This is a genomic window from Janthinobacterium sp. CG_23.3 (assembly GCF_046115965.1).
GTDB lineage: Bacteria > Pseudomonadota > Gammaproteobacteria > Burkholderiales > Burkholderiaceae_D > Janthinobacterium.
Window position 1 is genome coordinate 1 of the sequence record NZ_JBJXIB010000104.1, and the last position, 21,069, is coordinate 21,069.

Consider the following 21,069-nt stretch of genomic DNA (forward strand, 5'->3'; position numbering starts at 1 on the left):
TGCATGATTTTCTCCTAAGTTGATTCTTCGAACCTTCACTTTAGGATTAATTTGCGTCTTTTGCCGACCCGCCTTCATTCATAGTATCTACGAAAACCGCGCTCACTGAACGGCATTAGGGCCGGAACTCATTCACACAAAATTGTAAAGTCCAACCAATGAAACCCATCCTCCTGAGTTTGCTCCTTGCCCTGCTGGGCGGCTGCGCCACCACCGAGGCGCCGCTCGCGCCGATTCCGCCGCCGCACTTCGACCATACCTACACGGCGCGCAGCCAGAGCAGCCGCGTCAAGTTTATTATCCTGCACTATACGGTGAGCGACCTGCCGCGCTCGATCAAGATCCTGACGGAGCAAGCGGTCAGCAGCCACTACCTGCTCACCGACTCGCCGAAGCCGCTGTTCTACACCCTGGTCGACGAGTCGCGCCAGGCCAACCACGCCGGCGTCAGCAACTGGAAAAACTACACCCTGCTCAATACCAGCTCGATCGGCATCGAGATCGTCAACCCGGGCTTCACGGACGGCCCGGACGGCCGGATCTGGTATCCGTTCGCGCAGGCGCAGATGGAGCAACTGATTCCGCTGCTCAAGCAAATCGTCGCCCGCCACAATATTCCGCCGGAAAATATCCTCGGCCACAATGAAATCGCGCCGCAGCGCAAGCAAGACCCGGGGCCGATGTTCCCCTGGCACCAGCTGGCCGCCGCCGGCCTGATCGTCTGGCCGGACGCCGGCCGGGTCGCCACCCAGCGCTCGCTTTACGAGCAACTGTTGCCGGACACGGCCTGGTTCCAGGCCCGGCTGGCCCAGCATGGTTACGCGGTGCCGCGCACGGGCGAACTGGACGAGGAGACCCGCAACGTGATCGTTGCCTTCCAGATGAAATACCGGCCGTCCTTGTTCGCCGGCATACCCGACGCCGAAACGGCCGCCCTGCTCGACGTGCTGACCACGCCGGCGGCGCCGGCGAGCGCGGTGGCGCCGGTTGCGGTAAAGTAGGCGCATCGCGGCGCTGCGCCGCAAGCGGGGGGATTCCCATGCCATCCCTTACATTAGCGAGCGAAGCGGTGCCGGACAGCGCACAATTTCGCCACTTGAGCGACGTCGACGGCATCCTGGTCGACCTGCGCTACGCCACACCCGGCAACTTCGTCGGGCGCAACCTGTACGCCCCGCTCGACTGCGCCTGGTTGCACCGCGACGCCGCCGCCGCGCTGGAACGGTCGGTGGCCTGGTTGGCCGCGCGGCTGCCGCGGCACCGCCTGCTGGTGCTGGACGCCTTGCGGCCGCAGCGGGTCCAGCAGCAATTATGGGACGCGCTGCAAGGCACCGACTTGCTCGGCTATATCGCCGAACCGGCGCGCGGTTCGATCCACTCCTTCGGCATGGCGCTGGACGTGACCATCGTCGGCGCCGACGGCGTGGAACTCGACATGGGCACCGGCTTCGACGACTTGAGCGAGCGCTCCCACCCGGCGCTGGAGGGCGCGTTGCTGGCGCGCGGCGACATTAGCGGCGCCCACGTCGCCAACCGCCGGCTGCTGCGCGAGGCCATGTTCCAGGCCGGCTGGCTCGGCATCAACAGCGAGTGGTGGCATTTCGACTGCGGCGACCGCGCCCTGGTGCGACAAACGTATACCCGCGTGTTGTGAGGTCGCGGAGCTGTAAACGGGGTGCCCACAGAATTCGAAAAAAAATAGTACGCTAAGGATTTCCGCCAGTCCGAAGCGGCCGGAATCTTCCCTCTTCAACGTTTCGGCTCTGCCTCCGCCAACAACGAATTACGAAGCAAGCAGCAACACCAAGGCCGTGACGCTGATCACCCAGATATCGCCAGCAGCCTGGCGGCACATCCTGCTCAACGCTCACTACACCTTCCAGAGGGGCGGCAAGATGATCGACCTGGATGCGCTCTTGGCCGGGCTGGAGCTGGGTGACGGAATTTTCTGGGGTTCCGGCTTACAACCCCCATAAAGGAAAAATGATGCCTACATACAAGGTGAATGTTTGCAGCTGCGGAGACAACCCGCGTTGTCTGTATGTGTCGATGCTGACCGTTGGCGACATGAGGGACTTACTGAACGGTGGTTTTATCCTGTACAGCCGTCGCGTTGCGGCCACTGCCAGCCATGGCACCTAACCGAAGGAAAAGTATATGCCTTCCGGCTCCACTCATCGTGATTTTCCCCCATCATTTCGGGGGACTCGGATTGCGCTTGCTAGGATGCGCCTTACACCGTATAAGATTGGTGTTTCATCAACGAAGGCACTTGTGAAAATACTTCCTATAATTCTAGTGTTGATTTTTCCACTGGTATCCGGCGCGGCCGACCGCGAAAGCTGCGCCGACAGTCTGGACGGGATGAAGCGCGTCTTGCGCGACGCTAACGACAAGGCCGACGAAGCAAAGGACCAGCACAGGGCTTGGAAATCATGTAAGGACTCGTTGAGCTCAGGCTACGATTCAGACGGTGACCGTTGTGATGGGAAGGCGGGCAGGCTGCGCTCCACCGACGGAGATTTGAACAGCGAATTGAGTACGCTTGACCGGAAATACCGTTCTGTGAAATCGGATTGCTCCGCGCCTGACAGCCGAGCGAGCGCCAGCGCGCCCAAGACTGGCGACGAACATTGTGATGTCTATCGCGCCTATCTGGGACAGATGGGATATCCAACCCTGTTGAACCTTTGCAAGCAGTACATGCCGGAGGATGAGTGCGGAAAGTGCCTGGGCTTCCGCCCCACGGCGACCGGGACAGTAGTTCTGCCGCCAGCCGTCCAGCCTACTGTGAAACGAAACAATAAGTAGCGCGGGTCGTGAAGGGTCGTTGTCGGTGGCTTAGATCATGGAGAAAGTGGGCTCACATGCCCGCCTTCCATCAAAAGACCTTCGTACTGAAGTTGTGACAAGGGACAGTCGACCAGCTGTTCAAAGGTTTGCTTTGGGACCTTGCATTGCTTCGCCATGAGCGATAGCAGCCCTGTCGAAATCTCAGTGTGGCTATGGCTAGTCTTGGTGAATACTGCCGTTTTCTTGCCCTGGGTGTTGAAGTAATTGTAGTAGTGGTGATCGCCTTCGCGGCCACGAAAACCCTTGTTCAGCAGACCTTTTTCCACATCAACCCGTTTACGCGGCATGTGTCACTCCGTCGAAGGTTAACAAGAGTCGCTGCTTCAGCCCTTGCGCAATTTCATCCAAGGAATCATCGTCCGCGAGTGCATATTCCGACCAGAGCATTGCGATCTGTTCATCCAGTTCTACGGCGACTTTTTGTCGCGTCTCTGCAAACACTTCAATCCCAAGGCTGTCGTCGCGCAAGCAGATGTACTGGCTACTCTCGTCGAGCATAGGAACAAACTTCAGCGGCCGCTTTGCGGTCAGCACAAGCGTGTCACGCGACAGGCGGCTGAATGAAAAAGGCGACAAGTCTACCTCCCGGATATCCGTCACGTCATCAATAGCTTTGGGAACTCCGCTATCGTCAAGGATCATCATGCCAGTCACCTGGAGCAAATCGCGACGATTCTTGAACAAGAGATCTTCCAATTCCTCGGGGTAAAAGCAATCCATCTCACGACGTGTTACAGGATAGAGAATGGTCAGCTTACGCGCTGCGAAATCGATGTTTCGTAGCTCGCCTGTCACAGTTTGTGCAGCCGCCAACTCCTCCGCCGGAACTGTAAGCTCATCAATGAAAGACGCACTCCAATCGCCTACGCTGGCAACGCTTACGCCAGTCGAGTCGTGCAAATCAAGTCGCCATCCAGACCCAAACTGAGGCAGCATGCCTTTAATGCTCTCTAACACGCGTTTTCTGATGCCACCGTCAGGGAGAATATTCGCCATTTCCTCGCGGTCACGGCTCTGAATGCCGACCATCAAATCTTTGAAGATTTGCGTTGCGGCGGCAGCTTGCTCAGGCGCGAAAAGATCATTGGACGCACCGCCGACGACAACCGGCATCGCGTAGCACCCATGCACGGGCAACTGGCATATGAGCTGAAATTTTTCGGCACTGGACTTTGCAAGCCTGGCCCTCGCCTTCACGGCCTTGCCTTCGACCTGCAGTCCGATAAGTTCAAATGCGCGCTGAGCATTTTCTAGAATTTGGACGAGCACACTCGCCGGCAGCGTATGCGCGTCGGTTAGTGGGCCTTCTACATGAAACGTTAAAGCTCGGTCCAGTTCTGTCATAGGGTTCTCATCATGTTCTCTATCGTAGCATGCGCCACTGCGGAAAGCACCAGCCGCGATCCCGAACGTGACGTGCTTGTCCTGCGCGGCCGTCACTAGTTTCAGTCCGATGGCGCGGTAGCGCTGCTGCTCGCAGCTCCGGTCCCGGATCTCGCCAAGCCGGCGGATGAATACCGCTCTGGCCAAGGCGCTACGCGCCTCGCCCTTGTTCAAACCCGCATGCACGCGTCGGCGCAGCTCAACGCTTTGCAGCCAGTCCAGGATGAACAGCGACCGTTCGATGCGCCCCAGCTCGCGCAGCGCGACCGCCAAGCCGTTCTGGCGCGGATAGCTGCCGAGCTCGCGTAGCATGAGCGACGCCGTCACGGTGCCGTGCTTGATCGACGAGGCCAGGCTTAGGATGTCGTCCCAATGGGCACGCACATGCTTGATGTTCAGGGTGCCGTCGATCATGGCCTTCAATCTCGGGTATTCTCCGACTGCTCCGGGAATGTACAGCTTGGTGTCGCCCAGATCCCGGATGCGTGGCGCGAAGCGAAATCCCAGCATGTGCATCAGCGCGAACACGTGGTCCGTGAAGCCGGCCGTGTCCGTGTAGTGCTCCTCGATGCGCAGGCCCGACTCGTGATACAGCAATCCATCAAGTATATAGGTCGAGTCCCGCACGCCGACGTTGACCATCTTGGTGCTGAACGGGGCGTAGTTGTCAGCGATGTGCGTGTAGATCACCTTTCCCGGTTCGGCGCCGTACTTCGGATTGACGTGGCCGGTGCTCTCAGCCCGGCCGCCGGCGCGGAAGCGCTGCCCATCCGACGACGAGGTGCTGCCGTAACCCCAGTTCCCGGCGAATGCATGGCCGGTCTGGGCGTTGACCAGATCGGCCAGAGCGACCGAAAAAGTTTCATCCCGAATATGCCAGGCTTGCAGCCACGACAGCTTGGAGTAGCTCGCGCCGGGGCACGACTCCGCCATCTTGGTCAAACCGAGGTTGATCGCGTCAGCCAGGATCGCCGACAGTAGCAAGGTCTTGTCCTGAACCTGCGCACCGCTTTTGAGGTGCACGAAGTGGCGGGTGAACCCGGTCCATTCGTCCACATCCATCAGCGGTTCGGTTATCTTGATGCGCGGCAGCAGACTACCGGCCTGGTCGATCAGCACCTGGGCCGACTCCGGCACCACCGTGTCCTGTGGCGTGATTTTTAGACCGGTGTCGGTGATGATCGCGTCGGGCAGCTCGTTGGCCAGCGCAAGCCGATTGACCGTGGCCAGTTGCGGCCGGAGTTCCTTAACGTACTATTTTTTCCGAATTCTGTGGGCGCCCCTAAACGCTTCATTTGGAACGTCGGGCCGCCGGCGGCGCGACGTCGGCTTACGCTGCGCTAACCCGACCTATGGTTTGCGGTTCAGTTGGCGCTTGGCGCGGCGGACGACGCGACCCAGTCGATCAGCGCGTCGAGCGCGGCGCGGCCGGCGCCGTTGCCGACCAGCTCGTGGTTGATGAAGGCGACCACCACGCATTGCTCGTTGTTGGCGTCGGGGACGTAGCCGGCGATCGCCACCACGTTGTCGAGGCCGCCGGTTTTGATGCGCGCCCGCGCCGCCGCCGGACTGTTGCGCAGGCGCCGGCGCATGGTGCCGTCGAGCGCGACGATCGGCAGGCTGGACAGGAATTCCGGCGCCCACGCGCTGTGGCCGGCAACCTGCAGCAGCGCCGCCAGTTGGGATGGACGGATGCGCTCGGTACGCGACAGGCCGGAACCATTTTCAATCACCAGGTCGCGCTCGTCGATGTTGTGGCGCTGGAACCATGCGCGCACCGCTTGGCGTGCCCGCGTCGCGGTATCTTCGCCCGGGGCCGGCGCCGCCGCCAGCGGCCGGCTGCCGAAGTAGGCGTCGGTCTCCAGGCTGCCCAGGCTGAGGTAGAGCAGGCGCGCCTGGGTGTTGTCGGAGTTTTTGTTGATGTCGCGCAGCACCTCGGGCAGCGCGCGCGACACGTGGTCGGTCAGCAGGCGCGTCTCAAGCGGCGTGGCGGCCTCGCGCACGGCGCCGCCGAAGCTGCCGCCCAGGCGGCGCCAGGTGGCGCGGAACAGGCGGTCGGCGTAGTCTTGGCGGTCGAGCACGCTGACGCTGGTCGAGGTCGCGCAGTTGCGCGGGAAGGTGCCGCGCAGCACCACCTTGAGCGTGCCGTCGTCGCCGCGCAGGTAGGTCGGCGTACGCCAGCCGTCCTCCCATTTGGCGCAACTGGCGTCGACCAGCTTCATGTCGGCGCTGACGCTGACGCCCTCCAGCGGCGGCATCATCAGCAATTTCAGTTGCTTGTCGGTGGCGCTGAGGTCGATGTGCAGCAGGTTGGTGTTGAGCAGCAAGGCGTCCGGCACGACGTTGTAACGGAACTCCGGCGTCTTGTCGAACTGCGGCGTGGCCAGGTCGGCCCGCGCCGGGCGGAACAGTTGCCGGTCCAGCAGCAGGTCGCCCCTGATTTTTTTGATGCCCTGGTTGCGCAGTTTTTGCAGCATGTGCTCGAAGGCGTCGGCGTCGAAGTCGGCGTCGGCGCCGCCGCGCAGCACCAGGTCGCCCTGCAGCACGCCGTCGACCAGCTCGGCGCCGGTGCGCAGCTCGGTGCGGCCGCGGAAGATCGGCCCGAGTTGCTCCAGCCCGACCACGGTGGTGACCAGTTTCATCGTCGAGGCCGGCTGCATGCTGCGCTCGGCGCCGTGCGCCAGCACGCTGGCGTTGCCGCGCAGGACGACCGCGCCGACCGCCTCGTCGGGGATGTTGGCCGCGCGCAGCAGCCGCGCCACCGGTTCGGGCAGTTCGGCGTGGACGGCGGCGCTGCAGGCCAGCAGCGTGAGGGTGGCAAGGGCGGCGCGGCGTGACATAGTGACCTCAATGGAAAAAGACGCGGCAATGCGCAGTGTTGCAGGTGGAAGTATAGGGCCAGCCTGGCCGGCGCGGTCCACAAGCGCGCGCCCGGGGGCGCCGCTCAGGCGCGGGCGCGCGCCGCGACGCGGAAGCGCGCCAGCGTTTTCAGCAGGTTCTGCGTGGCGCCGTCGATGTCCGCCGGGGGCCGGTGCGCCAGGCCGATGTCGCGCTTGAGCCGGGGCTTGAGCGGCAGCACGTGCATGCCGGGGTGGTCCAGCGAGGGGTCTTCCAGCGGCAGCACGGCGGCGCCGTAGCCGGCGGCGACCAGGCTCTTCATCGCCTCGGTGTAGTTCAGCTCCATGCGCGCGCGCGGCGCGCAGGCGCCGGCGGCGAACCATTCCATGGTTTGCCGGTACATATGGGTGGACGGGTCGTTGAAGATCAGCGGCCGCCCGGCCAGCCATTGCGGCGTGACCTGCTTGGGCGCCGGCCAGGCCGCCGGTACGAAGGCCATCATCGGGTCGGTGCGCCAGTGCGCCACTTGGACCTCTTCGAGCGGGCGCTGCGGCATGGCGACGAAGCCCAGGTCCAGGCTGCCGTCGGCGATCCGCCGCATCGCCTCGGCCGAGCCGACGATGGCGATGTCGACGTCGACGCCGGGGTAGTCGCGCGCCATCGCCGCCAGCACGGCCGGCAGCAGGTGCACCAGCACCCCGGTGGGCGCGCCGACGCGCACGCGGCCGGCGCGGCCCTCGGCCTGGCGGCGCACGCAGTCGGTGGCGTCGGCGGCGTCGCGCAGCAGGCGGCGGGCCCGTTCCAGCAGCACGTTGCCGGCGGCGGTGGGCGTCACGCGCGCGCCGCCGCGGATCAGCAGCGGCGTGCCCAGACGGCACTCGAGTTCGCTGATGTGCAGGCTGACGGTCGGCTGCGCCAGGTGCAGCGCGCGGGCGGCGGCGGAAAAACGGCCGAGGTCGGCCACCGATACCAGGGTCCGTAATTGGTCCAGGCTAATTTCGCGCATCAGCAAACCTAATAGTGTTAATCAGAAAATTCAACTTTCAAAATAACACATTCGCGTGCACGATGGTGCTCTTGCCGACAAAAAGACAACATTATGATCGATTTCGCAAGCCTGCCGGCTTTTCTCGCCGCCACCGCGCTACTGTTCTTGACGCTGGGGCCGAATACCGTGCTGACCATTAGCACCGGGCTGACCGAGGGGCGCGCCTCGGCCGTGTGCGGTGCCGCCGGCATCGCCGGCGCGACGCTGCTGCACGCGCTGCTGGCCGGCCTGGGCGTGGCCGCCGTGCTGCGCGCCCATCCGCTGCTGTTCGACCTGTTCCGCTGCGCCGGCGCGGCCTATCTGGCCTACCTTTGCTACCAGCGCTTGCGCGCGCCCAGCCTGGCGCTGGCCGAGCGCCGCGCCGCGCCGTCGGCGTGGTTCAGCCTTCGCCGCGGCTTCGTCACCAATTTGCTGAACCCGAAGGTGGTCGCCTTCGTCGCGGTGTTCGTGACCCAGTTCGTCGCGCCCCAACTGGCGCCGTTGCCCCTGCAGTTCCTGGTTTACGGCGCCATCATCGCCGCCATGGGCTTTGCTTTTGACGGCGCGCTGGCGCTGCTGTGCGGCCGGGTCGGCAAGCTGCTGCTGGAGCGCCCGCTGTTCCAGCGCCGCGCCAATTGGGTGATGGCGTCGGTCTACTTGGCGCTGGCCGTGCGCCTGCTGCTGATGCGCCGGCCCGGCTGATGCCGGTTCCGGTTAGCGCGGCCTTTATTTTGGCACTGGAAATCCAGTTGGCGCGGCGTCGTTCATAATAGGAACAATCGGCACGGCCGGCCGCAACCGGCCTGCGCCCGCCCGCACAACCTGGGATGATTCATGCTTCGTTTTTGTCAAACCGCCGTCGCCGCCGGCGCGGTGTTGCTGTCCTGCCTGCTACCCTGCGGCGGCCCGGCCCAGGCCGCCCCGGCCGCCGTGCCGGCGAAGACCCTGCACATGTTCCTGAGCGGCGCCGAGAGCGGGCTCGACCCGGCGGTCGCGTCCGACCTTTCCAGCCTGAACCTGCTGGAAAACCTGTTCGACCCGATGCTGCGCTACGACTATCTGGCGCGGCCGCTGAAGCTGCGGGAAAACACCTTGCAGGCGATGCCCGAGGTCGCGGACGGCGGCACCACCTATGTGCTGCGCGTCAAGCCGGGCAGCTACTTCACGCCGGACCCGGCCTTCAAGGGCGCCCGCCGCGAGGTCACGGCGCAGGACTATGTATACAGCCTGAAGCGGCTGTACGACCCGGTGTTGAAGTCGCCGTGGCTGTTCCTGTTCGAGGACAAGATCGTCGGCGACGCCGCCCTCAAGGCCGGCAAATTCAGCTACGACGGCGTGGTCGACGGCCTGCGCGCGCTCGACCGCTACACCTTGCGCATCCGCCTGACGGCGCCGGACCCGAATTTCCTGTTCTACCTGGCGATGCCGGCCACCGGCGCGGTCGCGCGCGAGGTCATCGAGGCCTATCCCGGCCAAGCCGGCAACCACCCGGTCGGCAGCGGCCCCTTCGTGGTTGGCGAATGGCGCCGCAGCGACAAGATCGTGCTGCTGGCCAATCCGACCTTCCGCGACACCGTCTTCCACGCCGGGCCGGACGTGGCGCCGGAAGACCGCGCGCTGGCCGGCGCGCTCGAAGGCAAGCGCCTGCCGCTGGTGGACCGGGTCGAAGTGCGCATCGTCGAGGAATTCCAGTCGCGCGTGCTGGGCTTTTTGTCGGGCCAGTTCGACTACCTGGAGCAGGTGCCGGAGTCGCTCACCGACATGGTGCTGGCGGGCGACGCCCTGAAGCCGGAACTGGCCGCCAGGGGCATCGCGCTGTCGCGCTTCCCGGTGTTGCAGACCTATTACATGTGGATGAACATGGACGATCCGCTGATCGGCGGTTACGCCAAGGACAAGGTGGCGCTGCGGCGCGCCATTGCCCTCAGTTACAACGGCGTCGAAGACATCGCGCTGCTGAAAAAAGGTCTGGCCATGGCGGCCCAGTCGCCGCTGCCGCCGAACGTGCTGGGTTACGACCCGACCTACCGCGGCCCGACCACTTACGATCCGGCGCTGGCGCGCGCGCTGCTCGAACGCTTCGGTTATCGGCTCCAGGCGGACGGTTTCCGCACCCGGCCCGACGGCAGGCCGCTGACGCTGGTGATGCATACCGAGCCGGCCTCGGCCGGACGCCTGCGCGACGAGATGTGGCGCCGCAACCTGGCGGCGATCGGCCTGAAGGTGGTCTTCAAAAGCGACAAGAAGGGCGAAATCATCAAGGCCTCGCGCCTGGGCCATGTTCAGATGTACGAGACCAACTGGGTCGCCGATTTTCCCGACGGCGACAATTTTTTTCAACTGCTGTACGGCCCCAACAGCGGCCGCGCCAACTACGCCCGCTTCAAGTTGCCCGCCTATGACAAGCTGTACCGGGAGGCGCGCCTACTCCCCGACTCGCCGCGCCGGCGCGCGCTGTACCGCGACATGGCGCAACTGATCCACGCCTACGCGCCCTGGGTCGTGCTAACGCACCCGGTATCGGCCGACCTGCGCCAGCCGTGGTTGAAAAATTACAAGCGCCATCCGGTCGAATTCACCGCCTGGCGCTATCTGGACGTGGACCCGGCGCTGCGGGCCAAGGCTGGCAAGTGAACAATGCTTGCTTGCCTGCCTTGCCCCTGCGGCGCGCGCGTGCGGGCGTCTACGAATAATGGCCTGTAGAATGGTTTCGGTGGCAAATCAGCCCTGCAATCAATTGGACGCGCCATGTTAATGATCAACCGCCGGGCCAGCGCTTACGTGCTCAACCATCCTCTGGCGTTCGCCGTGCACACCGTGAAGGGTTTCCGCGCCAACCAGGGTCTGCTGCTGGCCGGCGCCGTCGCCTATTACTCCCTGCTGTCGATCGTGCCGCTGCTGATGCTGGTCGTGGTCGCGTTGTCGCACGTGATCGACCAGGACGAACTGCTGCACACCGTCGGGCGCTACCTGGAGTGGTTGGTGCCGGGCCAGTCGACGTCGATCGTTGCCGAAGTCGCGCATTTCCTGGCGCACCGCGACGTCATCAGCTGGGTGTTGCTGGGGTCGATGCTATTCTTCAGCTCGCTTGCCTTCACCGTGCTGGAAAACGCGATGAGCGTCATTTTCGTGCACCGCGTGGCGATCCGGCGGCGCCACTTCATGGTGTCGGCGATTCTGCCGTATTGTTACATCCTCTCGCTGGGCGTCGGCATCCTGCTGGTGACGCTGGTGGCCGGCTCGCTGCAGGTGATGGGCGAGGAAAGTCTGCAGTTTCTCGGCCACAGCTGGTCGCTGACCGGCGTTTCCGGCGTGCTGCTGTATTTGCTCGGCCTGGGCGGCGAAATTCTGGTGCTCAGTTCGATTTACCTGGTGATGCCCGTCGGCCGGCTGTCGGTCTGGCACGCGCTGATCGGCGGCGTCACCGCCGCCCTGCTGTGGGAGGTGGCGCGCCATGTGCTGGTCTGGTATTTCTCCACCTTGTCGCAGGTGAACGTGGTGTACGGCTCGATGACGACGGCCATCGTCGTGATGTTCAGCCTGGAAATCGGCGCCACGCTGCTGCTGTTCGGCGCGCAAGTCATTGCCGAGTACGAGCGGGTCGGCCGCGACGAGCAGGCCAAGGAACCGCACGCGTTGAACACGGCGGTGATATAAGTGCAGATTGTTTGTTGCGCCGCAAAAATTGCTGTGCTATACTTTGTTCATCGGTGAGGTTTGCTTGCAAACGATCCCGGTATCCAAGGCCTACGCCGCGAACCAGCATGTGTAATGTTGGGGTTGTAGATGGTTGTAACGGCTTGGATTTGTAATTCCGAATACGATGGTCGATTTACACGTCAGGGCACCACGCAGATAGCATGGGCGCCTGGGACACGATTAAAGCATTGGTAATACATTGGAACAAGGCTCGCTTCGGCGGGCTTTTTTTTCGTCCACTTTTTCGTGTGGGGACGGACCACGATTTCCAAGAAAGATTTCCCGGAAATCGTGGACTCGGCGTCCCCGCCTGTCCCCGGCGTGGCGCCTACAGCGCGCGGGCGATCAGGATCTTCTGGATGTCGCTGGTGCCCTCGTAGATCTGGCACACGCGCACGTCGCGGTAGATGCGCTCGACCGGGAAATCGCTGACGTAGCCGTAACCGCCGTGCACCTGGATCGCGTCCGAGCACACCCGCTCGGCCATTTCGGAGGCGAACAGCTTGGCCATCGCCGCCTCCTTCAGGCATGGCAGGCCGGCGTCTTTCATCGACGCCGCGTGGCGGATCAGCTGGCGCGCCGCTTCGATCTGCGTCGCCATGTCGGCCAGACGGAACTGCACCGCCTGGTGCTCGAAGATGGCCTTGCCGAAGCTTTCGCGCTCGCGCGCATAGTTCAGCGCCGCCTCGTACGCCGCGCGCGCCATGCCGACCGCCTGCGAGGCGATGCCGATGCGGCCGCCCTCCAGCCCGGACAGCGCGATCTTGTAGCCCTGCCCTTCAGCGCCGATCAGGTTCTCGGCCGGGATGCGGCAGTTCTCGAACAGGATCTGCGCCGTGTCCGACGAGTGCTGGCCCATCTTCTGCTCCAGCCCGGCGACGATGTAGCCGGGCGCCGAGGTCGGCACCCAGAAGGCGCTGATGCCCTTCTTGCCGGCGGCCTTGTCGGTGACGGCCAGGACGATGGCGACGTCGGCGTACTTGCCGCTGGTGATGAATTGCTTGACGCCGTTGATGACGTATTCATTGCCGTCGCGCACGGCGGTGGTGCGCAGCGCCGAGGCGTCGCTGCCGGTGTGCGGTTCGGTCAGGCAGAACGCGCCCAGCATCGCGCCCTGGGCCAGCGGGCGCAGCCACTGTTCTTTTTGCGCGTCGTTGGCGTACATCATGGCGATGCTGCACACCGGGCAGTTGTTGACCGAGATGATGGTCGAGGTGCCGCCGTCGCCGGCGGCGATTTCCTCCAGCACCAGGGCCAGCGACACGTAGTCGAGGCCGGCGCCGCCGAGTTCTTCCGGCACGGCCACGCCGAAGGCGCCCAGCGCGGCCAGTTCCTTCAGCTCTTCTTTCGGGAAATAGTGCTCCTTGTCCCAGCGCGCCGCGTTCGGCGCCAGGCGCTCGCGTGAAAAGGTGCGCAGCGCGTCGCGGATCATGTCGTGTTCTTCGGTCAGTATCATGGTGTCTCGGGAAATGGGGGGGGTGTCGCGAACCTTAAAACCAAGGGCGACAGCCGCGGTCGGACCGCGCGCGCCGAGGCGGGAAGGCCCGACCCCGGTTTAGTACCGCCGGTCTACTTGTTGCGTTGCTGGCGAAATTTATACCAGTTCGATCGCCATGGAGGTCGCTTCGCCGCCGCCGATGCACAGCGCGGCGACGCCGCGCTTGCCGCCGGTTTTCCTCAACGCGCCGATCAGCGTGACGATGATGCGCGCGCCCGACGCGCCGATCGGGTGGCCCAGCGCGCAGGCGCCGCCGTGGATGTTGATCTTGCTGTGCGGGACGTCGAGGTCGTGCATCGCCGCCATCGGCACGGCCGCGAAGGCTTCGTTGACTTCGAACAGGTCGACGCTGCCGCTGGTCCAGCCGGTCTTGGCGAACAGCTTTTGGATCGCGCCGACCGGCGCGGTGGTAAACAGGTTCGGCGCCTGGGCGTGGGTGGCGTGGCCGTGGATGCGCGCCAGCACGGTGCAGCCGAGTTTCTTGGCGGTCGATTCGCGCATCAGCACCAGCGCCGCGGCGCCGTCGTTGATCGACGACGACGAGGCCGCCGTGATGGTGCCGTCCTTCTTAAAGGCCGCCTTCAGCGTCGGGATTTTCTCCAGGCGCGCCTTCAGCGGGCCTTCGTCCTTGTCGATGACGGTGTCGCCGCCGCGGCCGGACACGGTTACCGGCGCGATTTCCCAATCGAAGCTGCCGTCCTTGGCCGCCGCCTGGGCGCGCTGCACCGAGGCGATGGCGAACGCGTCCTGCGACTCGCGGGTGAACTTGTACTGGGTCGCGCACTCCTCGGCGAAGGTGCCCATCGAGCGGGCGTTGCCCTTCTCGTCGCGGGCGTAGGCGTCTTCCAGGCCGTCCATCATCATGTGGTCGTACAGCATGCCGTGGCCGATGCGCAAGCCGCCGCGCGCCTTTGGCACCAGATACGGCGCGTTGGTCATCGATTCCATGCCGCCGGCGACGATCACCTCGGCGCTGCCGGCGAGCAAGGCGTCATGCGCGAACATGGCCGCCTGCATGGCCGAGCCGCACATCTTCGACAGCGTGACGGCGCCGGCCGAGGTCGGCAAGCCGGCCTTGATCGCCGCCTGGCGCGCCGGCGCCTGGCCCTGGCCCGCCATCAGGCAGTTGCCGAAGAAAACGTGTTCAACCGCGTCCGGCGCGACGCCGGCGCGCTCCACCGCGGCCTTGATGGCAACGGCGCCCAGGTCGCTGGCGGTGACGCCGGCGAAGTCGCCCTGGAAGGCGCCCATTGGGGTGCGTGCCGCACCGACGATAACGATAGGATCATTCATGATGGTGAGTCTCCGAATAAAGCGGTTCTGACACCGCCGGGATGGTGAGGGTGGATTGATTGCAAAAACGGATTTCTTGCGGATACGGGAAGACGTCTTCGATGATGCCGTCCAGGATGCGCTGTTTGCGTCCCTGCCAGAAGGCCTGGGTCAGCAGGTCGGCGTGGTGCTTCATAAAATACTTGCGGATGCGCGGGTTGCCCAGCAAAAAGCGCCCGAACTGCTCGGGAAACACGTCGTGCTTGCCGACCGCATACCAGGGCTCGGCCGACATTTCCTCCTCCTCGTTGCGGGCCTCCGGAATCACGCGGAAATTGCAGTCGGTGATGTATTCGATCTCGTCGTAATCGTAAAACACGACGCGCTTGTGGCGGGTCACGCCGAAGTTCTTGTACAGCATGTCGCCGGGGAAAATGTTCGCCGCGACCAACTCCTTGATCGCCTTGCCGTACTCCAGCAGGGCGTGCTCGACCATCGCATCGTCGCCCTCCTTGTCGGCGTTGCTCAGCCACATGTTGAGCGGCACCATGCGCCGCTCGATATACAGGTGCTTGATGATGATCTGGTCGCGCTCCTCCTCGACCAGCGAAGGGGCGAAATGTTTCAGCTCGGCCAGCAGGGCGTCGGAAAAACGCGCGCGCGGAAATGCCACATTCGAGTATTCCAGCGTGTCGGCCATGCGCCCGACGCGGTCGTGGTGCTTGACCAGCAGGTATTTTTCCTTGATCTGGGCGCGCGTGGTTTCCTTCGGCGCCGGGAAGAAGTCCTTGATGACCTTGAACACGTAGGGGAAGGACGGCAGCGCGAACACCAGCATGACCAGGCCGCGGATGCCGGGGGCGATCTCGAAATGGTCGGACGAATGCTTCAGGTGTTGCAGGTAGTCGCGGTAAAACAGCGTCTTGCCCTGCTTTTGCAGGCCGAGGATGGTGTAAATCTCGCTGCGCGGCTTGCGCGGCAACAGGCTGCGCAGGAACTGCACGTAGGCCGACGGCACTTCCATGTCGACCAGGAAATAGGCGCGCGTAAACGAGAACAGGATCGTGATCTGTTCCTGGTCGAACAACACCGTGTCGAGGATCAGCTCGCCGTGGCGGTTGTGCAGGATAGGCACGATGAACGGGTATTCGCGGTTGCCGTTGATGCCCTTGCCGACGATATACGCGCCCTTGTTGCGGAAAAACAAGCTCGACAGCACCTGGATCTGGTGGTTCGGCTCGATCCGGTCGGCGCCGAAGATTTGCCTCAGGCGCGTTTCGACCAGCTCGGCGTCGCGCTCCAGGTTGGCAAACTGACAGTCCAGCTGGAAGTTGGTGACGATGCGCTTGAGCGTAAAGCGCAAGCCGTCCTTGCCCGGGTAGTACACGCGGTAGATCGGCGACAGCTCCTCGGTCTCGATGTACTCGGTCGACACCACCGGGCGCACGAAAATGAAGTCGTTGTGGAAATAGGTGCGGTGCAGGATGTTGCAGCAGACCGAGTTGAAGAAGGTTTCCGCCAGCTCCGGCTGCTTATGGTCGGACAACATGCCGATGTAGTGCAGCTTCAACTCGCGCCACACTTCGTCGGTCAACTCCTCCTCGTCGTACTCATCTTCGAGCATCTGTACGCATTCCTGCACGCGCTTATCGTAAAAGCCGATGCGTTCGCGGGCCGCCTGCTGGGCCACGGCCCATGCACCCTGCTCGAAATGGCGCTTGGCGTCGCGGCTGGTGCGGCGAAACAGGCGGTAATGCTTGTCGAAGCCGTCACGGATCGTGCGCGCGATATCGAATGCAATCTGGGAGGAAAGCAGTTTTGGGAACGCAATTTGAGTCATCGTCCGTCTCGATCGTAGATTAGGTCAGCCAATAAAAACCAGTTTTCATCAGGGTAGCTAATCGGCGCGCACGTGGGTAATTTACTTGGTTTCGGCGAACAGCTCGCGGCCGATCAGCATGCGGCGGATTTCGCTGGTGCCGGCGCCGATTTCATACAGCTTGGCGTCGCGCCACAGCCGGCCGGCCGGGTACTCGTTGATATAGCCGTTGCCGCCCAGCGCCTGAATCGCCTCGCCGGCCATCCATGTGGCCTTTTCAGCGCTATACAAAATGGCGCCGGCGGCGTCCTTGCGCAACTGGCGCACCGCTTCCGGCGTCTTGGCGCGGTCGCACGCCTGGCCGACAGCGTAGACGTAGGCCTTGCAAGCCATCATGGTCGAATACATGTCGGCGAGCTTACCCTGCATCAACTGGAATTCGCCGATCGGCTGGCCGAACTGCTTGCGCTCGTGCACGTAGGGCACCACCAGGTCCATACAGGCTTGCATGATGCCAAGCGGGCCGCCGGACAGCACGGTGCGCTCGAAGTCGAGGCCGGACATCAGCACGTTGACGCCCTTGCCCAGGCCCCCCAGCACGTTTTCGGCCGGCACTTCGCAATCCTGGAACACCAGCTCGCCGGTGTGGGAGCCGCGCATACCCAGCTTGTCGAGCTTTTGCGCGATCGAGAAGCCCTTGAAATGTTTTTCGATCAGAAAGGCCGTCATGCCCTTCGGGCCGGCTTCCAAGTCGTTTTTCGCGTACACCACCAGCACGTCGGCGTCGGGGCCGTTGGTGATCCACATCTTGGTGCCGTTCAGCACCCAGCGGTCGCCCTTCCAGTCGGCGCGCAGCTTCATGCTGACCACGTCGGAGCCGGCGTTCGGCTCGGACATCGCCAGCGCGCCGATGTGCTCGCCCGTCACCAGTTTCGGCAGGTACTTGGCTTTTTGCTCGTCGGTGCCGTTGCGCTTGATCTGGTTGACGCACAGGTTCGAGTGCGCGCCGTAGGACAGGCCGACCGAGGCCGAGGCCCGCGAAATCTCTTCCATTGCCACGATATGCGCCAGGTAGCCCATGCCGCTGCCGCCGTACTGCTCGTCGACGGTAATGCCGAGCACGCCCAGGTCGCCCATCTTGCGCCACAGATCCATCGGGAACTGGTCGCTGCGATCGATTTCGCCGGCGCGCGGCGCGATTTCGGCGGCGGCAAATTGTTGAATCGCTTCGCGCAGCGCGGCGATGTCTTCGCCATGGTCAAAAGTTAAGCCTGGGAGATGGAGCATGTCGTCCTCGTCGAATAGACAGTTAGCGGAAAGAAGAGTAAATGATACGCTGATGTGACGTTAACGTAAACGTAAAGTAAAAGCCGCGGCGGGGCTGTAGACCCTCGGGGTCCGGCCCCGGAATGACGCTTCCGGTTTTAGTCGCGCCGGCTTATTACTACTGCGCAGTAGCCGCCGCGGTCTGCTCGCCCGCCGCCACGCCGGCCAGCAAGCGCTTGCATTCCTCCTCGTGGGCGGTGATTTCCGCCAGCGCCATCTCGATATCCTCGCGTTGCTGTTCCAGCGTTTCGCGGTGTTGCGCCAGCACGCCGAGGAAGCGGTTCATTTGGGCGCTGGTGTCCTTGGGCGACTCGTACATGTCAACCAGGCTTTTAATCTCGGACAAGGCCAGTCCCAGGCGCTTGCCGCGCAGCGTCAGCTTCAGGCGGGTCCGGTCGCGCGGGGTGTAGACGCGATTGCGGCCTCCGGCGCCCTCGCGCGTCGGGCTGAGCAGCCCCTGGTCTTCATAAAAGCGGATCGCGCGCGCGGTGATATCAAATTCACGCGCCAGTTCGGTGATGGTATAGGTCGGCATCTTCTTGGGCTTGCTGTTAGAGTTCTTCGGCGGACAAGGTCGCATGGTCAGAAAGCGCTTTACATCAGCTTCCGTTTACGTCAACGTCAATCGCATTGTAGCGCGCCTGTCCGAAAAGTGAACCTGAAAGATCCAGATGAACCCACTCGCAGCCCAATTGGCGTATCCCTTCGGCGAGGTGCGCGCTGGACCACATCAATGTACGGCTGCTGAAAGACGGCTGCGGCGGCGCCGGCAGACGCGTGGCCGAAAAAATCCCCATCCATCGCTTGTGCCGACGCTGCCGCCGGCCTACACTCGGACGCAGGATGAACTGTTGGTCGTAATTCGTGACCATAACTGGCGCGTCATCGGCGGCGTCGGCCATTCGCCCGAGCACGCCGCGGTTTGCGCGCCCGTGTCGGGCAATTGCGCGAGCATCATGTTGAGAGAGGATGGGCGTGTGCGCACCGAAACCGGTTTGGATGACGTTATGCGTTTCCGAACAATATAGATCTAATCCTCTAATTTTTAATATACCAAGACACAATGAAGAGAAGTCGTTCGACGTATCGCTCATAAAATTCAAAATACACAGTATTTTATTCGGTTTGATATCTGTCGAAAAAGCGCCCGCGGCGGGCGTAATTGTTAATTTAAAAATATTGCAATGTCACAATCAAATTGCCTCTTCAAGAGACTGACTTTCATGTTGCAACATGAAATAGTGCAACTATGAATTCTTCAAACGAACGCGAAAGTTTTAGCCAGCGCCTCCAGCAGGCGCTCAAAAACGCACATTACTCCCCGGATAGCCCGACCAGATTGGCCCGGGAATTCAACATCCGCTTCGACGGACGCCCGATAACCGTGCACGCAGCCCGTAAATGGCTGGTTGGCGAGGCTATTCCGACCCAGGAAAAGCTGCGCATGATCGCTCACTGGCTGGGTGTGCCGGCCGAATGGCTGCGTTTCGGCGGCCCGGAAAGCACTGCGCCGAGCGGCGATTCTTCGAGCGCCTTGTCGCGCTTTGAGTCGGCGGACGTAAAATTAATTGCCGATTTGCAAAGATTGGACGAGCATCATCGTCAAATAGCGCGTGAATTTATTCGCATGCTGGTGCGTGTGAACTACCAAAAGTAACAAAAACGGCGTGTTTTTCGAACAGCCGGGGCCGTAGGAGGCGGCCCGCGGAGATCACATGTGGGCTTGGCGGGGACTTTGCGAAATGTCATGCCTACGACATGAATCTGATGCACAATGGCTTGGTCGGCCGGCCTTTTTTGCGGTCGTTATGATGAAAATCACAAGAGGGATGACGCGAAATCAAATAGTGGCTCATAATCACATGAGTTTTAGCCGGGGCGCCAGCCTTGCCATTTACTACGGAGCCGAGCATTTGAGCCGTCTTATGAAAAGTAATTACAGCAATACCGCGCAGCTAAAAGACTTGATGACCGTGCCCCCGATGACCGCCGCCCAGCATGCGGAGGTGATGCGCAAGCGCATCGCCTACCGCCGCATGGTGGAAGAGGCCAGGGATTTGAAGCATGCCAGCGGCGTGCAATTCGAGAAGCGCTGACGCGCAACGGGTAGCTGCGGTAAGTGGGTCGTGACAATCAAACAGGCGGACTGAATTGCCCGCGGTGAAAGTGTCGCTCGCCTTTTTTAACCTCCAGCGTAGAACGCCGGGTCGGGCCCTTGGGGTCTGACCCCAGCCTCTGCCCTTGGTTTTATTCCACGGCCTTCATACCGGCCCAGCGCGGCGCCAGGCCGTGCTCAATACCAAACAAATCAATAACGCGCGCCACCGTGTGGTCGACCATTTCCTCTATGCTTTTGGGCAAGTGGTAGAAGCTCGGCAGAGGCGGGAAAATAACGCCGCCCATTTCGCTCACGGCCGTCATATTGCGCAGGTGCGCCAGGTTGAACGGCGTTTCGCGCACCATCAGCACCAGGCGGCGGCGCTCTTTGAGCACCACGTCGGCGGCGCGCGCGATCAGGTTGTCGGAAAAACCGTGCGCCACCGAGGCCAGGGTTTTCATCGAGCAGGGGGCGACGACCATGCCGTCGGATTGGAACGAGCCGCTGGCGATCGAGGCGCCGACGTCGCGCAGCTTGTGCACGACATGGGCCAGCGCTTCGACTTGCTTGCGCTGCAAGCCAGTTTCCTGGTGCAGCGTCAGCACGGCGGCGTCGGAGAGGATCAGATGCGTCTCGACGCCGGGGATGGCGCCGAGGTGTTGCAGCAGCCGCACGCCATACACGGCGCCGGTGGCGCCGGTGATGGCGATGATCAGCCGCCTGGGCTTATCAGGCATCGATCAGGGTCTTCAGTTCGCCCGATTCGAACATTTCGTTCATGATGTCGGAACCGCCGATGAACTCGCCGCGGATATACAACTGCGGAATGGTTGGCCAGTTCGAGTATTCCTTGATGCCCTGGCGAACTGCGGGATCGTCCAGCACGTTCACGGTGGCGATGTTTTCAACGCCGCAGGCTTTCAGGATTTGGATCGCGCGGCCGGAAAAGCCGCATTGCGGGAACTGGGCGGTGCCCTTCATGAACAGCACGACGGGCGTGCCCGTCACGGTTTCTTTGATCCAGGTTTGTACGTCGCTCATGGCTGCCTCGTGTGGTGAAAATAAATAAGATGCCGACATTTTATAAGAAAAAGTCGTTGAAGGTTGGGATTAGGCGCGCCCGAACGACGTTTATACCAAAGGCGTCACCCCGGGGTCAGACCCCAATCCACCCAAGTTAAGGATTTTCCAACCTTTTAACATGGTTTTTGGGCCATGTGCTTGTGCGGCTTCGGCCTGGCTTTGCGTGTTTTGGA

The 21,069-nt window shown here is 62.6% G+C and carries 19 protein-coding genes and 2 pseudogenes; 9 read left to right on the forward strand and 12 right to left on the reverse strand.

The genetic code is table 11. The features are described from left to right. Window positions 1-158 precede the first annotated feature (158 nt). The 4 genes and pseudogenes from ACFDR9_RS20715 (at window position 159) to ACFDR9_RS20730 (ending at window position 2,811) form a co-directional block, all read left to right on the forward strand. A complete protein-coding gene (locus tag ACFDR9_RS20715) occupies window positions 159-1,001 on the forward strand; it encodes an N-acetylmuramoyl-L-alanine amidase (protein ID WP_017878280.1) in 843 nt (280 codons plus the stop codon). Between the two features lie 38 nt (window positions 1,002-1,039). Continuing rightward, a complete protein-coding gene (locus ACFDR9_RS20720) occupies window positions 1,040-1,654 on the forward strand; it encodes a M15 family metallopeptidase (protein WP_035787847.1) in 615 nt (204 codons plus the stop codon). Window positions 1,655-1,778: 124 nt separating this feature from the next. Then, window positions 1,779-1,976 (forward strand): annotated as a pseudogene (locus ACFDR9_RS20725) (hypothetical protein); the annotation flags it as partial. A gap of 325 nt (window positions 1,977-2,301) precedes the next feature. Beyond that, window positions 2,302-2,811, forward strand: a complete 510-nt coding sequence (locus ACFDR9_RS20730; protein WP_157406772.1) for a hypothetical protein — start codon at window positions 2,302-2,304, stop codon at window positions 2,809-2,811. 35 nt (window positions 2,812-2,846) lie between these two features. Here ACFDR9_RS20730 and ACFDR9_RS20735 read toward each other — a convergent pair whose 3' ends face one another. The 4 genes and pseudogenes from ACFDR9_RS20735 to ACFDR9_RS20750 form a co-directional block, all read right to left on the reverse strand. Then, window positions 2,847-3,140, reverse strand: coding sequence for a hypothetical protein (locus tag ACFDR9_RS20735; RefSeq protein ID WP_081611920.1), 294 nt, complete (start codon window positions 3,138-3,140; stop codon window positions 2,847-2,849). 1,141 nt (window positions 3,141-4,281) lie between these two features. After that, a pseudogene (locus ACFDR9_RS20740) lies at window positions 4,282-5,478 on the reverse strand (Tn3 family transposase); the annotation flags it as partial. A gap of 122 nt (window positions 5,479-5,600) precedes the next feature. Next, the gene (gene dacB / locus ACFDR9_RS20745; RefSeq protein WP_409032212.1) at window positions 5,601-7,076 is read right to left on the reverse strand and encodes a D-alanyl-D-alanine carboxypeptidase/D-alanyl-D-alanine-endopeptidase; all 1,476 of its coding nucleotides are present in this window, start codon (window positions 7,074-7,076) and stop codon (window positions 5,601-5,603) included. A gap of 104 nt (window positions 7,077-7,180) precedes the next feature. Continuing rightward, window positions 7,181-8,080, reverse strand: a complete 900-nt coding sequence (locus tag ACFDR9_RS20750) for a LysR family transcriptional regulator (RefSeq protein WP_409032213.1) — start codon at window positions 8,078-8,080, stop codon at window positions 7,181-7,183. A gap of 93 nt (window positions 8,081-8,173) precedes the next feature. Here ACFDR9_RS20750 and ACFDR9_RS20755 point away from each other — a divergent pair, with 93 nt between their 5' ends. The 3 genes from ACFDR9_RS20755 to ACFDR9_RS20765 all read left to right on the forward strand — a co-directional run bounded on the left by ACFDR9_RS20755 (window position 8,174) and on the right by ACFDR9_RS20765 (window position 11,758). Next, window positions 8,174-8,803: a LysE family translocator gene (locus ACFDR9_RS20755; RefSeq protein ID WP_017878286.1), complete on the forward strand. Its 630-nt coding sequence runs from the start codon at window positions 8,174-8,176 to the stop codon at window positions 8,801-8,803. A gap of 132 nt (window positions 8,804-8,935) precedes the next feature. Then, window positions 8,936-10,735 (forward strand): ABC transporter substrate-binding protein, encoded by a 1,800-nt coding sequence (locus tag ACFDR9_RS20760; protein WP_327075758.1) that lies wholly within the window; start codon window positions 8,936-8,938, stop codon window positions 10,733-10,735. A 120-nt stretch (window positions 10,736-10,855) separates the two neighbouring features. After that, a complete protein-coding gene (locus tag ACFDR9_RS20765; RefSeq protein ID WP_409032214.1) occupies window positions 10,856-11,758 on the forward strand; it encodes a YihY/virulence factor BrkB family protein in 903 nt (300 codons plus the stop codon). A gap of 370 nt (window positions 11,759-12,128) precedes the next feature. Here ACFDR9_RS20765 and ACFDR9_RS20770 read toward each other — a convergent pair whose 3' ends face one another. The 6 genes from ACFDR9_RS20770 to ACFDR9_RS20795 all read right to left on the reverse strand — a co-directional run bounded on the left by ACFDR9_RS20770 (window position 12,129) and on the right by ACFDR9_RS20795 (window position 18,809). After that, window positions 12,129-13,256 carry an acyl-CoA dehydrogenase family protein gene (locus tag ACFDR9_RS20770; protein WP_017878289.1) on the reverse strand — a complete coding sequence of 376 codons (1,128 nt, stop codon included), beginning with the start codon at window positions 13,254-13,256 and terminating at the stop codon, window positions 12,129-12,131. Window positions 13,257-13,394: 138 nt separating this feature from the next. After that, the gene (locus tag ACFDR9_RS20775; protein WP_327075760.1) at window positions 13,395-14,591 is read right to left on the reverse strand and encodes an acetyl-CoA C-acyltransferase; all 1,197 of its coding nucleotides are present in this window, start codon (window positions 14,589-14,591) and stop codon (window positions 13,395-13,397) included. Continuing rightward, on the reverse strand, window positions 14,584-16,410 hold the full coding sequence (gene aceK, locus ACFDR9_RS20780) for a bifunctional isocitrate dehydrogenase kinase/phosphatase (RefSeq protein ID WP_327075761.1): 1,827 nt from the start codon (window positions 16,408-16,410) through the stop codon (window positions 14,584-14,586). The genes ACFDR9_RS20775 and aceK overlap by 8 nt, the downstream gene beginning before the upstream one ends. A gap of 81 nt (window positions 16,411-16,491) precedes the next feature. Next, window positions 16,492-17,676, reverse strand: coding sequence for an isovaleryl-CoA dehydrogenase (locus tag ACFDR9_RS20785; RefSeq protein WP_017878292.1), 1,185 nt, complete (start codon window positions 17,674-17,676; stop codon window positions 16,492-16,494). 157 nt (window positions 17,677-17,833) lie between these two features. Then, complete coding sequence (locus tag ACFDR9_RS20790) at window positions 17,834-18,250, reverse strand: MerR family DNA-binding transcriptional regulator (RefSeq protein WP_017878293.1); 417 nt, start codon at window positions 18,248-18,250, stop codon at window positions 17,834-17,836. A 64-nt stretch (window positions 18,251-18,314) separates the two neighbouring features. Further along, a complete protein-coding gene (locus ACFDR9_RS20795; RefSeq protein ID WP_327075762.1) occupies window positions 18,315-18,809 on the reverse strand; it encodes a hypothetical protein in 495 nt (164 codons plus the stop codon). A 155-nt stretch (window positions 18,810-18,964) separates the two neighbouring features. On the opposite strand from ACFDR9_RS20795, the gene ACFDR9_RS20800 reads away from it, so the two are divergent. Beyond that, window positions 18,965-19,372: a hypothetical protein gene (locus tag ACFDR9_RS20800; RefSeq protein WP_327075763.1), complete on the forward strand. Its 408-nt coding sequence runs from the start codon at window positions 18,965-18,967 to the stop codon at window positions 19,370-19,372. Between the two features lie 151 nt (window positions 19,373-19,523). After that, window positions 19,524-19,811 (forward strand): hypothetical protein, encoded by a 288-nt coding sequence (locus ACFDR9_RS20805; RefSeq protein ID WP_157406776.1) that lies wholly within the window; start codon window positions 19,524-19,526, stop codon window positions 19,809-19,811. A gap of 151 nt (window positions 19,812-19,962) precedes the next feature. Here the strand turns inward: ACFDR9_RS20805 and ACFDR9_RS20810 are convergent, their stop codons facing one another. Together ACFDR9_RS20810 and grxD are read right to left on the reverse strand one after the other, a co-directional pair. Next, on the reverse strand, window positions 19,963-20,550 hold the full coding sequence (locus ACFDR9_RS20810; protein ID WP_017878296.1) for a UbiX family flavin prenyltransferase: 588 nt from the start codon (window positions 20,548-20,550) through the stop codon (window positions 19,963-19,965). Then, complete coding sequence (gene grxD / locus ACFDR9_RS20815) at window positions 20,543-20,854, reverse strand: Grx4 family monothiol glutaredoxin (protein ID WP_017878297.1); 312 nt, start codon at window positions 20,852-20,854, stop codon at window positions 20,543-20,545. The genes ACFDR9_RS20810 and grxD overlap by 8 nt, the downstream gene beginning before the upstream one ends. Between the last annotated feature and the right edge of the window lie 215 nt (window positions 20,855-21,069).